Genomic DNA, 14,005 nt, shown 5'->3' with positions numbered 1-14,005 from the left:
TCAATCTGTATTGACGTCGAGATTGGCATTTCCACCTTCAATTTTAATGGACTTATCAATGTCAGGGTCAGACATATCACCATCAATCAGGCGTTTTGCACGTCGTAACATCTCAAGCTCATTAATGCTGACGTTTACTTTGGCGTTGGCAGCGTCGTAGGCACGATGCTGTAACTTGTAATCTTCCATCACAGGATGAGAGCCAGGTAGTGATTCTATAAACAGTTCGCTGGTGGGTAACGTAATAATCTGACTGACTTGATTGGACGTACGTAACGCTTCCACGAGCCATTCAGCAACGTCGTCTTTTTCCTGTTCAGTAATCCCTTCTTGCAACCATTTGCATCGCGCAATTTTAAGCGCTTCTTCCGCTGTGGGAATATGATCGGATAAATCGGGATCAGTCAAACCAAAATAGTCGTCTAAAAAGTCTTGTAGCATATAGTGAGTAAAAGTGTTGGGTTCTTTAAGACGGTAAACGGCATAGTTGCCACGAAACCCTAATACCTTCGATAGATCTGCGACTTCATGCAACCAACGTGTTTCGTCGAAGTTTGGAACATCAACCTTCAGCTGGCCTAACAAATCAGGTAATTTGTCCTCCAAAAACTGCGTTGTTGGGTCAAGTCTCGCTTGTTTGTTTGCCCCAGGTGCAATTAAATTTCCTTCCACTTCGCTGGGCCAATCAATTTCCACATCGTATAAGCGTAAATAGCGCTTATCAGGATGCTCTTTTCGCCAGATAGCTTGCATGTAATGTAATATATTTTCTTTTATGTGCAGTATAAAATGATCAAGCTTAGTTCGACGATTTAAGCGCTTCACCACAGCGGCTGTATATTCTCGGGTTGCGCGCTCAAGGGCAGAAATACTACGTTCAAGGCCGGCTTGGGCGTTACGTAAGTCTAGTTCTACCCACTCTAAGGCCTGCTTTGCTTCTTCCTCTTCCTGCGAATCACCTAACAAATATTTAGCCAGCTCTTTACCTATCTCTTTAGGCTTGCCGGTGAAATCAGGTATGTCCGCCAGTTCTTCTGCCGCTTCTGCTAATGCTAAACGCGCTTGCTCGCGTAACATTGTATGTGCCGAAAATTGATCACGTAATTCTTCAACAATACGAAGTTGTGTGATCCACTGTTGTTCCAGTATTTCCACTGCCACTTCGTCACCGGTGAACGTGTTCGCTAACATTTGTAAAGTAGCATGAAATTGCTGATCCAATAATGCCTCTTTTAAGATCCAATCATGAGCTAATATCCAAGCCTCGTTGATTACATCAGGAGAAGGCACTGCATTAGCGACCATAATAACCGGGGTGATGTCATGTAGTCGTTCTGATACTTCAAAACGCCGTTGTAGTTCATAAAATAAATACGTTACTGAAATTTCTTCGTTGGGATTGGTTATTGTTCGCTCTTCTTCAAATGAAGTTTCGTCGGTACGTTTAGTTGATATCTCTACTTGGCGCTCTTCTTTTAATTCCTGCGCCATTTTTCGGGTGGTCTCGCGCAGGTCTTTTTTGATCTGGGTAGACGAATTACTTAAGTCGGAACCGAAATCTCCGGAGGCGGCAAAACTCCCTCCCAATATTTTCACTCCTATATTCACATTAGCGCTAATATTGGTACCAGAACGCATTGACGTATCCACCCGTTCATTAATTTCGCCCTCTAATCTCGCGGTGCTTGTCGATTCGTCGGTAAACGCCATGCTCGCTTGGGTTGATTCACTTCGGGAGTGTTCCACCTTACTGGACTTACGCACAGTAAAACGACGTGACTCGGCAGGTGCTAAAGGAATGGTGCCCACCAGGTTTCCTGCCTGATAAGCAAGCGGGGTCCACTTTTGGCGGTAATTAGTGACCAACCCAAAGTTATAACTGTTGGCGGCAAATACATCAAATTGATAAGGCGTGTCCGATCGTCGCTGCAGGGAGTTAATTAACTGTTCTGCCCGCCCTAACGAATTCACCGCTCCCCCATCTGAGGTAACCGCGTTATCTAAAATAGACTGCGCGAGTGCTTGAGCCAGATCATCTGTATGGATATCGTAAATAGAACGTTCTATTAAGTATTGGGAATCAATATGGGATAACGCCTCGATGTCCTTCGGCAAAGCCACATTTATTTCTTCCCTTCGCCAAACTACAAAAGCCGCGCCTGGTTTTTTTGCTGGGTTAAAACCATGGGGATATCGACGCAAATTTTCTAGCGCGAGCGCTAACCAATCACTCATTGGCGGCACTTCCTCTACCACATTTTCATCTATACAAACTTCTCCCCAGGTATAGACATCACTGCTATCTAATTCCGAAAATTTTTGGCTTTCGGAGTACGCCATTTGAATTTCGTTGCTGCTTAACACATAGTGTTGACGGGCATATACCATCAGTTCATAAAGGGCAGTAATATGCGCAAGATCGTCAAACGACAAAAACCGCCATTTCTCCTGAATACCATCTAGATCCCAATTGAGTATATCGGCATCCGGTTGCATCACGGCATCAGCTGACGTTATAACGCCGCTAAGCGTATTGAGCAGATGTTGAAGCTCACTTACTTCCGCGACATCGTTTTGCCCTTTTTCCTTAAGATATTCAGGCGGCACTATATCCACAACCTGATTGTAAAGCGCCTGCACATCTTTTTTCAGCGCACCATCCAATACCGCCTCCCAGGTATCCCGCCAAGCAATATGTAATACTGGGAAATCGAAAAATGCCGGAGAATCAGCTGGCCCGGAAGCGACTGGAGGTTGAAGATTTGCTTCGATATCTTTTAAGGTGGGACGCAAAGAAGGAGTTGAAGACGTGCCCATTTGTTTTACTAAGCGGGCAATTAGTTCATCAATTGATTCACTATCAACGGCTGAGGCTTCGTGAGATCTAAACTGCGCCTCGGCATTAACTTGCTGTAAGGTCACATTAGCACGTGCTTTATGGTAGCACTCATCTTCATGCCGATTGGGTACATCATAGGTTTGCCCGTGTCGGTAAGAAGACAATAAAGAATTTAGTGTATCGGCGGGAATTTTTCCCAGTTTTAGATCGTTAGTTTGTCTTAGCGTAATCCCTTTACGCAAAGGTGATTTTCGTAGTTTATCCAAACTCTCTTGCCGATTTTGTTTCGCTACATCGTCTCGTTTAGCTGAGGAAGTAACAAAGTGGGAACTTGCCGCTTTATTAATGGGTCGATTGCCTAACCAATCATTGGCAAAACGCCCAGCTTGTTCACCACGCGTGAGTACTGATTGAAGAGATTGGCGTGCTCTGTCAGCAAAGCGCTCCACCATTGTATTTCGACGGTTAAATCCGTGAATGGTTCGCTCACCAAAGGTTAAGACGTTATCTATTCCTGTAGGAGCGGTTGGGGTCTCATCATCCGATGCATTATCGTCGCCTAACTGCACACGTTCTGGTATAGAGTTTAGTGATGCATATACTTTTGAGTAAAATACAGAAGGTTCTGACTGCACTACTCTAACGACGCACAGTGCAACTTTTCCTTTTATATCAAGATCAACTTCCAGTGTAGCGCGACCTTGTTCTGAAAAGCTCGACTCGACTAACGCCTTGCTGTTAAGCATCACTTTTGGAGAAGGGTTATCATTAGTAACTTTAATAAGTCTGATGCGTAGCTCGGTTATTGAAACATCTTGAAGTAGCCGAGTATTTAATTTTATTTGTACGATCTTCATCGAAACATCCGTTTACAGATAACCCAGAGAGTTATCAAAAAATAGTCAATTGTACAAATTTTATCCAGACCGAATTTGTATACTGATTATCTTCTGCCTAGCAGATATAGCGAAAATTTCGACAACGTAAAGCTATCTAGCTCAGGCTAGCAAGTTTTTGCGTAACAATGTGTGGGTGTAGAACTCAGTGATTTGAACCCAAGTTATTTAAACTGTACGTATTCCTTCAGCACTGCCATATAAGGTAGTAGTTAGGTCTACATACCTCTAGAACTGACATGTTGAAACATGGCAATCGTTGTGCAGTATTGTCGTCACGTCCTCTTTTTCTTTAGATGGAATAACGGCATAACCGAAGGCATTAACGACAAAATAGAAATGATATGAAAAAAAGCGCTGGGCTTTTGAAACTTCGATTGCTATTGAATAAGACTAATGACCCATATCGCTAGGGAAAGGGTAATTGATCGTTGAATAGGAATACGTGCCCACCATTTATGGCGGAAGAACCAACGATTGGGGTAAATCATTGAAAAGGAGAGATTGGTCGGTGTGAGAGGATTTGAACCTCCGACCCCTGACACCCCATGACAGTGCGCTACCAGGCTGCGCTACACACCGACCGAAAGAGCGGACAAGTGTACTTATTTTTTATTACATTGCAACGAGATTTGTTACATTGGTGCCATAACCGCTTATTTGCTGAGCAAATAAGCGGTTTTTAGTTTGTTTTACAGGGTTACATAACAGACTAAGGTGGTGATACAAGCCACAATTATATTTAGCACGATACCTTCCCGCGCCATCGTTTTGATGGTGAACTTTTCAGTAGCAAAAGCAATCGCGTTGGGGGCGGTGGCTACAGGTAGCATAAAAGCACAACTGGCACTAATGGCCGCCGGGATCATTAACAATTTCGGATCGACATTTACCGCCAATGCTGCTGCGGCTAAAATAGGCATAAGTAAGGTTGCCGTTGCCGTATTGGAGGTAATTTCAGTAAGAAAGGTCACAAACAGACAAATTGAAAGAATAAGAAAAAGTATCGGCAATGTGGAAAGCCCTGTTAGCCATTCACCCATCAAAACACTTAGCCCTGAAGCTTTAAATGCTTTGGCTATACAGATTCCACCAGCAAACAATAATAACATGCCCCATGGAATGTCATTCGCCGTTTTCCAGTCGAGTAACCTGCCCTGCTTTTCTTCTCCGTTGTGAATAAGAAACATTGCTACCACGCCTGCAATAGCAATGGTACTGTCACTTACCGTGGTAAGCGCTAGCCAATTGGTCCAAAATGGACGAAAAACCCAGGCAAGCGCTACGGTACCAAACACCATTAGTACCCGTTTTTCCGCTTTGCTCCATGTGCCCGGTTTAGGTAAATCAATTTCACCTACCGACGATAATCCTCTGGATAACCATAGGGCCATAAATGGTAAGGCTAACAATACGATGGGCACTCCGGTTTTCATCCATTCAATAAAGCTGAATTGCGTGCCTTGAGTTTCCTCATAAACACTCATGAATATGATATTCGGAGGTGTCCCAATGGGGGTTCCTATTCCACCTACACTAGCTGCATACGCCACGCCTAAAATCAGTGCAATACCAAAACGTTTACTTTTCATTGCTTCAATAATGGCTAGGGCCATGGGCAATATCATCAACACGGTGGCTGTGTTGCTTATCCACATACTTAACAAAGCTGTGGTGAGCATGAACCCCATTAGCAATTTAAATGCGCTGCCGGAACCAGTTAGCCGCAGCATATAGACGGCAAAACGCTGGTGAAGATGGGCTTTTTCCAACGCCTTAGACAGCATAAACGCGCCCATCAATAAAATAATGACATGGCTCCCTAAGGAAGAGGCTGCCTCAGAATGGGTTAAAACCCCGGTTAACGGAAACGCGGCAAAGGGAATTAAGGATGTTGCAGGTATGGGTAACGCTTCTGTAATCCATAGAATAGCAACGAATAAAGTAATCGCCGCGGTGAGTGCGATATCTTTTGGTTGTTGAGCTAAAAACAAGCCTGCACCACCCCCTATCGATACCAACAGAGCAACGACAACAATACTACTTTTGCTCATATTCCATTCCCATTGTTATTATTATTTTTGTTCGTCAGATGAAATACGGCTCGCATCCGCGCCAGCTTGCCCTTTGTATTTAGCATCTAGGCGAGCGTTGTAAGGCTTTTCAGCTGGGTTGGACAGCACTTCGAAGCTTAGTGCCCCAATTTTCATTAGAGGACGTAAGGCTAGAGGAAGCTTACCACTATTGTAGAATTCCAACACAATATTGCCAGACCAACCCGGATCGATTCGATGGGCAGTAACGTGAACCATTAACCCCAACCGAGCTAAAGACGAACGACCATCCAGCCAGCCGACGATATTATCTGGTAAGGTAACTGATTCATGAGTGATAGCCAGTGCAAGTTCACCGGGATGTAAAAAGAATGCTTTTCCGTCAGCGAGCTCGATTTCGTCACTCATAACAGAGTTAAGCGCTTCTTGCACTTCAGCTTTGGGGCCACTTAAATCAATATAGGGAGCCTGGTGATCTTCAAAAACGCGAAATTTATTTCCAAGGCGGATATCTACTGTCACGCCGCTGATCTGCGAATAATCAGGAGTTGGATTGATGGCGATTTTCCCCACCTGCAAATATTCAAAAATATCTCTGTCTGACAAACGCATTATGGCTTCCTGCATAAAAGTGAGGGCTCATTATAAGGACAATATCCATCCAATCAATATGTGAGCTGACTGCTAGTCTCGTTATTTAAGTAAAAACCACCTTTAAAGCAAAATACGTAATGCAAAAACAGTGCATTTCGGCTAGTATTTGCAGCCATTTTTAACGTATTAATTTGCTTTTGTCATATGTCTGAAAACACAACGCAATCCAGTGCAGTTGCGAACCAGCGCCGAATTCTGGTTACCAGCGCACTTCCCTATGCTAATGGTTCAATTCATTTGGGTCATCTTCTCGAACATATCCAGACTGATATCTGGGTACGTTTTCAACGTCTAATTGGGAATGAATGCTATAGCGTTTGTGCGGATGATGCTCATGGTACCCCGGTGATGCTAAAAGCACAGGAGCTGGGTATTACACCCGAGCAGATGGTGGAACAAACGCGAGCAGAGCACCATCAGGATCTGAAAGATTTTAACATTCATTATGATAACTACTATGTCACCCACTCGCCTGAAAACAAAGAGCTGTGTGAAACTATCTATAAGCGATTGGATGAAGCAGGTTACATCAGCAAACGCACAATTAATCAATTGTTCGACCCCGAAAAAGCAATGTTTTTACCGGATCGTTTTGTTAAAGGCACGTGCCCAAGCTGTAAAGCAGAAGATCAAAACGGCGATAGCTGTGATGTATGTGGAGCGACGTACAGTCCCACTGAGGTTATTAATCCTCGCAGTGTTGTGTCCGGTGCAACGCCAATATTAAAAGAATCAGAACATTACTTTTTTGACTTACCACAGTTTGAAAGCATGTTAAAAACTTGGATCCGTTCGGGTGCATTGCAGGAAGAAATGGCGAACAAGCTTCAGGAGTGGTTTGAAGCTGGCCTGCAACAATGGGATATCAGCCGTGACGCGCCTTACTTTGGCTTTGAAATACCCGGCACCGACAATAAGTTTTTCTATGTATGGGTAGACGCGCCAGTAGGCTATATGGCTTCATTCAAACATTATTGTGATGAACACGATATAGCGTTTGACGACTTCTGGAACCCGGGTCATGATACAGAGCTTTACCACTTTATCGGTAAAGACATTACTTACTTCCACTGCCTATTCTGGCCGGCCATGCTAGAAGGGGCAGGATATCGTAAGCCTACTGGGGTGAACATCCACGGGTTTGTTACGGTAAATGGTGCGAAGATGTCTAAATCTCGCGGAACATTCATCAAGGGCCGCACTTATCTTGAACATTTAAATCCTGAATATTTACGCTACTACTTTGCGTCCAAGTTAAGTGATGGCGTAACTGACATCGATTTAAACTTTGAAGACTTCGCACAAAAAGTTAACGCTGACTTGGTCGGTAAGGTAGTGAATATTGCCAGCCGTTGTGCCAGCTTTATCACCAAGCGCTTTGACGGAAAGCTGTCTGATACCGTGTTGGAGCCAGCATTATTCGCTGAATTCAGTCAGGCTGCCGACAAGATTGCCTTGCATTACGAGAAGCGTAAATACCATCAGGCTGTACGTGAAATAATGGCGTTGGCAGATAAAGCTAATCAATATATTGATGCGAATGCGCCGTGGGTAACCATTAAAGACGAAAGCAAGCAACAATTTACTCATGATGTGTGCTCACTGGGTATCAATATGTTCCGCGTGTTAGTCACTTATTTACAACCTATCGTGCCCGCACTGGCCACTGACGCAGAAGCTTTTTTGAACGATAGATTGACCTGGGCTGGTACGCAAACGCCTCTTAAAGGTCATCCGATTAACAAATTTAAGGCGCTAATGCAGCGCGTAGATAAGGATAAAATTGACGCTATGGTTGAAGCATCAAAAGAAAATTTAAAAGCGACATCCACTCCTAAAGTTGACCCTGAGAGCCCGTTAGCCAAAGATCCTATCAGCGAAGAAATTACCTTTGATGATTTTGCCAAAGTTGATTTTCGTATCGCCCTCATTGCGCACGCTGAACATGTCGAAAAAGCCGATAAGCTGTTACGCCTTGAATTGGATCTGGGTGGCGAAACCCGTCAAGTTTTTGCCGGAATCAAGTCTGCATATGCGCCTGAAGATTTAATTGGCAAGCATACGGTGATGGTGGCCAATCTTGCACCTAGAAAGATGCGTTTTGGGATGTCAGAGGGTATGGTTCTAGCGGCTGGTCCAGGTGGGAAAGACTTATATATTCTAGAGCCTCACGAAGGCGCACGCCCTGGTATGCGAGTGAAATAGCCAGACTAAGGTGGCTGGCATTATGCCCGCTACCTTTTCTCAGCTAATACCTCTTTTTCCGCGTCTTCTGATTCTTCATCACCAAATTGCCATTCCTGTAACGCAGAGAAGTCTATTTTGGCCCCTTTGGCAAACGGCATCTTGTACCGGTGAATAGTGGTAAGGTCGTAACTATTCAAATGTTCATACTCAAACAGATGGCCGTAATTTTTCGGTGAAGTGGTGACTACTACCTTTCTTACATCTACATCACGTAAATCGTAGTGATAGATATAATAAACTTTCGTCGCGAACTCACTACCTTTAACCTCTTTGCTATGGGGTAACTCAACCCATTCACCGTCTTTTAAAATTAATAGTTGCGGTAAAAAAAAGCTTTTTACCTTAAGGGATAAGTTAGGATGGGACCAGATAGAAATTTGCTGCGTTCCTTGTGGAAGGTAGATCAGCTGGTAAAATTGCTTAATCCCCCTCCGCTTAATACAATTAGACTGTATCGAACCAATGTCATAGTCATAGCGGTAACCTGGCCCGACATATGAGCGATGATTTTTCTCAAACTTATCAGTACAGTACTGAGCAAGTTCATAATTCTTTTGATAATCTCGGCCTGTGCAGCCCGATAAGATTATTATCCATATTAATAGTAGTAGTCCTTTAAGATTGGTGAAGCTACGCAATCGTTTTACCTACCCTATGGTTTCAATTGTATACGCGTAAAAATACTAACATGTAAAATGAAGAAATTAAGTGAAAACGTATTCATTCTCGAGTTAGTCGCACTCTGGTTTTACTACGGAAGAAAAAGAACCTTCACGCATACTTGCCCCAACAGGATTGAATTGCGGCTGTAATTTCCATTTCGGTCTGATTGTAGTCATTGGATAAACACGCTTTTTCGCCAGAATAATATATACCGAGCTACACCATGGGCAATAATCACTTAACCACTTTTGTAACTTTGACGGATGCTTTCGACTGTAGTTAAAAAACAGCATGGAAAACAGCACTTGTCTTTGTTCTATAATTTCAAAACCCAAAAGTTGTAGCCAATCTTTGATACGTGAACTGGTAAAAAAGCGAGCATCGTGCAGTATATTCCCTCGTTTGAACGGCAAATATTTTCCAATTCCTGTAAGACTTAACGGGTTGAAGCCACTAATAATGACATACCCGCTCTGCGTAATAACCCTGTCGACTTCACGTAAAATTTGATGCGGATCCTGGGCAAAATCAAGCTCATTAGCTAACAAGAAACCATCTACACTGTTTTCAGAGTAAGGTAACTGGTGAGACTTTCCGACTAGCCCAGACCAGGAGTACGAGCTTGCGGTTTGATTAATCTGGTGGGAAATAGGGCATTTAGACAATGTTATCTGCGAACTTAGATTGCCTAGCTTAACAAAATGATAGCCAAATATTCGTTGACCATAGTCATCGCAAACATCTTGTACAGCTTGCTTGATTATATCCCCTGCTGGAAGTAACTCCCATCTTTCAGGATAGCGAGGTTCTCGCTTTTGAAAAGCTGATTTCATTAAAATAGTGGCTGATCCATTCTATTGCACTGCGGCTATGAACTTCCTATAGTATCTTATAATTTTGTTTTCTCAAGCGGGGGCTTATGTCCACAACAAGTTTACCTAGCAATGTCAGCGTTACACCTATTCCCGCTTTTACAGATAACTATATCTGGTGCTTACGTAATACCACGGATGCAGTGGTGGTAGACCCAGGAGATGCTGAGCCTGTTCTGGCGTATCTGAAAGACCACAATCTGAAGTTGGCGGGAATTTTAATTACCCATCATCACCATGATCATACCGGAGGCATTACTCGGTTAACCTCTACCCGCCCGGACATACCTGTTATTGGCCCCAGAGGTAATCATATACGGGGTATCACTAAAAGCGTTACGCAAGGTGATGCCGTACATTTGCCGATCATCAATTGCGACTTCACTGTATTAGAAATACCCGGCCATACGCTTGATCACATAGCATTTTATGGCCATGACGCTATTTTCTGTGGCGATACGCTGTTTGCAGCTGGTTGTGGAAGGCTATTTGAAGGTTCTCCAGCCCAAATGGTGCATTCGTTAAGCAAGTTAAAACGTTTACCTGACCATACCAAAGTATATTGTGGGCACGAATACACGTTAGCAAATATTTCGTTTGCTAAGGGCGTTGAGCCAAATAATCAGGCTTTACAGGAGTATGAAAATTGGGCCAAGCAACAACGCCAACAAGATAAAACCACCTTACCTTCTGATATTGCTACACAAAAAGCGGTAAATCCGTTTTTACGTTGCCACCATGAAGAAGTCCGCTCGTCTGTACAAGCAAATAGTGAGCACAAATTACGTGATGAAGTAGATGTGTTTGCCTCTTTACGCCAATGGAAAGATAAGTTTTGATGCAATTTTGGGCGCTAATACGTACAATACCTCCTCTGCAGTATCAGTACGGGGCGTTATTGTCATGTTGAAAAGCCAGTTCACCCTACTCTCAGCGTTAGTTTCTACATTATTGTTAGGAGCTTGCGCATCAACAGAAGTAGTGGAAACTCACCCGATCAAAAACGATCATCAAACCAGGCTTGCGGCCTGTGAAGTAGCCAATACCTCTATTTCTGAAGCGGAAGATTGCGCCGTAGCAAATGACGGCGTTATCGAGGTTATTCACCCTCAACAAGAGATTGCGCTGGAAATTAAGACAACTAGCCAGCCTGAAGCAAAATCCGCGGAGCCAGAGGCAGTAGTGGTAACCGACGTGTGGCAGCGCATAGGTAACCAATTAACGTTTGCGATACCAGAAAATAAGCGGGTTAAGGTTCAGCGCAATTGGTATTTAAAACATCCTGAATATATGTCACGTGTAACGAATCGTGCGCGCCCATTTCTTTACTTTATTGCGCAGGAAATTGAAAGTCGCAATATGCCGCTAGAGCTGGCGTTACTTCCAATCGTGGAGAGCGCATTCGACCCTTTCGCTTACAGCCATGGCAGAGCGGCAGGTATGTGGCAGTTTATTCCCAGTACAGCAAAACGCTTCGGAATTCATCAATCATGGTGGTATGACGGGCGTCGGGATGTTATCGCCTCTACCCAAGGCGCCCTGGACTACTTGGAATATTTACACAATTTGTTTGATGGCAACTGGTTACATGCTTTAGCGGCTTATAACAGCGGGGAAGGCCGAGTCAAGCGCGCCATTAAACGTAATATTAAAGCGGGCAAACCTACTGATTTCTGGTCACTAAACTTACCGCGAGAAACCCGTGCATATGTACCTAAGCTGCTCGCCCTTGCAGATATACTTAAAAAGAAAGATAAGTACGATTTCACCTGGCCTAAAGTCGAAAATGTAGCGGTAATTGATGTAGTAGAAATTGGGTCCCAGGTCGATTTAGCATTTGCGGCGGATTTGGCCGAAATGGATTTAGAAGCATTACAGGCGTTAAATCCCGGCTTCAACCGTTGGGCGACCGACCCTGATGGTCCCCACTACCTTGTATTGCCGTTGGAAATTGCAGACAGCTTTTCGCAGAAACTGGATGCAATTGACCAAACTGAACGTCTTAATTGGGTTCGTCATCGCGTAGAAAGAGGCGATAGCTTACTCAAACTGGCTCATCAATATCACACCACCGCGCAGATTATTAAACAAGTAAATAATTTATCTTCCAATATTATCCGTTCAGGTGATCACTTACTGGTGCCTGTAGCGCTGAAAGAGTTATCAGCCTATACGCTCTCTAATGAGCAACGTCTGGCCACCACGCAAAATAGAAAGCGTGCGGATCGCAAGTTCACCTATACGGTGCAGTCAGGTGACACCTTATGGGATATTGGGCGTAAATATAAAGTCAGTCCCCAAAAGCTAGCCAAATGGAATGGTATGGCCCCAATCGACACCTTGCGTCCCGGCATGTCGCTCGCTATTTGGCTTGATGATGACGGCTCGCAAAGCGATGCAATAATGAAAAAGCTTACCTACACCGTCAGAAAGGGTGACTCGCTTTCGCGTATCGCATCAAAATTTAATATTAAAATAAATGACATTCGCAAATGGAACGATTTACAAAAAAGTCGTTATTTGCAACCTGGTCAAAAGCTAACGTTGCATGTCGATGTAACCCGATTAAAAAATGTAAGCTAGGAGCACAATGCTAAGGATAAACTGGGCCAACTTACGGAATAGTCACGAAACACCTTGGTTTATCCTCGACTTTGTCATGCTCGGGTTGTTAACGATCAACCTGATATGGTTGCTGTTTGATGGGCTTTACGGAACAGAGTTTGTTAATCAGCAACTAGAGAACTTTTTCCCCGGATTCGAGGCCGCTTACGCGCCAGTTCACCGCAACTTTATTCTGGTGGACTTAGTTTTTATCAGCATTTTTTTTGTTGAGTTTTGTTTTCGCTGGATAGTGTCGGTGGTTCGTAAGGAGCACTTGCGTTGGTACTTTTACCCCTTTTTACATTGGTATGATCTGGTCGGGCTTATTCCATTTGGTGCCACCCGTATATTCCGTTTTCTGCGAATTTTTTCTATTTTACACAGGTTGCATAAGTACGAAATTATCGACTTAAATCATACCGCTATCTTTCGGTTTTTTACATTTTACTATGATGTGTTTGTGGAAGAGCTTTCTGACCGCATCGTAGTGAAAGTACTTACAGATGCACAAAAAGATATTGCCGCTGGCTCGCCATTGGTAGAAGACATTGGCAGACACGTGCTTGCCCCACGCCGCCCTGTTTTAACCCAATGGTTAGCGGGTGTATTAAATCATTTAGGCAATACTATTCAACATGGACACAATGGTGAGGCAATTCGCCAACACGTTAGTAAAAGCGTAGGTAAAGCAGTAAAAACAAACCCTCAGGTCAGTACACTCACATACGTTCCGGTGGTAGGCAAAACGATTGAGAAAACCTTGGAACAAGCTGTAACTGATATCGTTACCCAATCACTGGTTAACTTGTTATCAGATTTGGATGCAGAACGCGTAGATGGCTTTATCAACGCCGGACTGGAAGAATATACCCCCACCGCCGATGAATTGGACAAAGAAGTCCTACTTATAATCAATGAATGTATCGAGCTGGTTAAAACCCACGTCGCTCAGCAGCGGTGGAAATCGGAATTAATTAAGAAAGAACAGACAGTACCTGATCCCAAAGGCTAGTTAATATGTTTATTTAACCTTATTTCATTCAGAAGAATTTTCATAAAATACGTCATACCATCATCTCGCAACTATCTCTCGTCATACCATATATGGACTCCCGGTTCATTTCAAGGATATTTTTAATATAAGTTGGAAGATTGCATGCGCATATTCGGGCTCTT

Annotated in this window: 9 protein-coding genes and 1 tRNA gene; 4 read left to right on the top strand and 6 right to left on the bottom strand. The window is 43.6% G+C overall.

Features of this window, described 5'->3' with window-relative positions; all coding sequences use genetic code 11:
* The 4 genes from OPS28_RS13260 to dcd all read right to left on the bottom strand — a co-directional run bounded on the left by OPS28_RS13260 (position 1) and on the right by dcd (position 6,401).
* Positions 1-3,696 (bottom strand): hypothetical protein, encoded by a 3,696-nt coding sequence (locus OPS28_RS13260; protein ID WP_265609949.1) that lies wholly within the window; start codon positions 3,694-3,696, stop codon positions 1-3.
* Positions 3,697-4,240: 544 nt separating this feature from the next.
* Positions 4,241-4,317 (bottom strand) — tRNA-Pro (locus OPS28_RS13255).
* Between the two features lie 110 nt (positions 4,318-4,427).
* On the bottom strand, positions 4,428-5,789 hold the full coding sequence (locus tag OPS28_RS13250) for an SLC13 family permease (RefSeq protein ID WP_265609948.1): 1,362 nt from the start codon (positions 5,787-5,789) through the stop codon (positions 4,428-4,430).
* Positions 5,790-5,810: 21 nt separating this feature from the next.
* On the bottom strand, positions 5,811-6,401 hold the full coding sequence (gene dcd / locus OPS28_RS13245) for a dCTP deaminase (protein WP_265609947.1): 591 nt from the start codon (positions 6,399-6,401) through the stop codon (positions 5,811-5,813).
* A 186-nt stretch (positions 6,402-6,587) separates the two neighbouring features.
* Here dcd and metG point away from each other — a divergent pair, with 186 nt between their 5' ends.
* On the top strand, positions 6,588-8,648 hold the full coding sequence (gene metG, locus OPS28_RS13240) for a methionine--tRNA ligase (protein WP_265609946.1): 2,061 nt from the start codon (positions 6,588-6,590) through the stop codon (positions 8,646-8,648).
* A gap of 29 nt (positions 8,649-8,677) precedes the next feature.
* Here the strand turns inward: metG and OPS28_RS13235 are convergent, their stop codons facing one another.
* Positions 8,678-9,328: a hypothetical protein gene (locus OPS28_RS13235; protein ID WP_265609945.1), complete on the bottom strand. Its 651-nt coding sequence runs from the start codon at positions 9,326-9,328 to the stop codon at positions 8,678-8,680.
* Positions 9,329-9,421: 93 nt separating this feature from the next.
* Positions 9,422-10,186 carry a methyltransferase domain-containing protein gene (locus OPS28_RS13230; protein ID WP_265609944.1) on the bottom strand — a complete coding sequence of 255 codons (765 nt, stop codon included), beginning with the start codon at positions 10,184-10,186 and terminating at the stop codon, positions 9,422-9,424.
* 86 nt (positions 10,187-10,272) lie between these two features.
* Between OPS28_RS13230 and gloB the strand changes: the two genes are divergently transcribed.
* From gloB to OPS28_RS13215, 3 genes are all read left to right on the top strand, one after another.
* The gene (gloB, locus tag OPS28_RS13225; RefSeq protein ID WP_265609943.1) at positions 10,273-11,064 is read left to right on the top strand and encodes a hydroxyacylglutathione hydrolase; all 792 of its coding nucleotides are present in this window, start codon (positions 10,273-10,275) and stop codon (positions 11,062-11,064) included.
* A 64-nt stretch (positions 11,065-11,128) separates the two neighbouring features.
* The gene (locus OPS28_RS13220; protein WP_265609942.1) at positions 11,129-12,808 is read left to right on the top strand and encodes a LysM peptidoglycan-binding domain-containing protein; all 1,680 of its coding nucleotides are present in this window, start codon (positions 11,129-11,131) and stop codon (positions 12,806-12,808) included.
* Between the two features lie 7 nt (positions 12,809-12,815).
* Entirely contained in the window at positions 12,816-13,841 is a 1,026-nt protein-coding gene (locus OPS28_RS13215; RefSeq protein ID WP_265609941.1) for an ion transporter, read from the top strand.
* Positions 13,842-14,005 lie beyond the last annotated feature (164 nt).

The organism is Alteromonas sp. ASW11-130, from assembly GCF_026183735.1.
GTDB lineage: Bacteria > Pseudomonadota > Gammaproteobacteria > Enterobacterales > Alteromonadaceae > Alteromonas.
The sequence above is the reverse complement of the archived record's forward strand: the minus strand, read 5'-3'. Positions and strand labels throughout refer to the sequence as shown.